This window comes from Streptomyces boncukensis (genome assembly GCF_011045075.1).
Classification (GTDB): domain Bacteria; phylum Actinomycetota; class Actinomycetes; order Streptomycetales; family Streptomycetaceae; genus Streptomyces; species Streptomyces boncukensis.
Genome location: NZ_JAAKZZ010001065.1, coordinates 1 through 781 on the forward strand (window position 1 = coordinate 1; position 781 = coordinate 781).

At 74.0% G+C, this 781-nt stretch carries 1 pseudogene; it reads right to left on the minus strand.

Annotated elements, in window-relative coordinates:
- Positions 1-781: pseudogene (locus tag G5C65_RS37950) on the minus strand (ABC transporter); the annotation flags it as partial.

Here is a 781-nt window from a genome sequence, read left to right on the forward strand (position 1 = left end):
GCCACGCTCCCCTCCCCCGGGGCCGAGGTCGATCACCCAGTCGGCACCCGCCGCCACGGACATGTCATGCTCGACGACAACGACTGTGTGCCCGGCGTCGACCAGTGCGTGCAGCTCGCGCATCAGGACGTCGGCGTCGGCCGGGTGCAGTCCCGTGGTGGGCTCGTCGAGCAGGTACAGGGTGTGCCCCCGGCGTACGCGCTGCAGCTCGGTGGCGAGCTTGATGCGCTGCGCCTCCCCGCCGGAGAGCTCGGTCGCGGGCTGGCCCAGCCGCAGGTACCCGAGGCCCACGCGGCGCAGCGCACCGAGTCCGCGGGCCGCCGCGGGAACGTCGGAGAGGAAGCCGGCGGCGGCGTCGACGGTCATCGCGAGGACGTCGGCGACGGTGGCGCCCCGGTGGGTGATCTGGAGGGTCTCGGGGTTGTAGCGGGCGCCCTGGCAGTCGGTGCAGGGCGCGTAGGTGCCGGGCAGGAAGAGCAGCTCGACGGCGATATAGCCCTCGCCCTGGCAGGTGGGGCAGCGCCCGCTGGTGACGTTGAAGGAGAACCGTCCGGCGTTGTAGCCGCGCGCCCGCGCCTCGTCGGTGGACGCGAACACCTTCCGTACGGCGTCGAACAGCCCGGTGTATGTGGCGAGGTTGGAGCGGGGCGTACGGCCGATGGGCTTCTGGTCGACGCGGACGAGCCGGTCGACGGCGTCCAGCCCCTTGGCAGCGGCGACGTCCGGTGCGGGCGCCCCCGCGGGGCCTGCCGCGATGGCACGGGCGTCGTCGGCCCGGTGC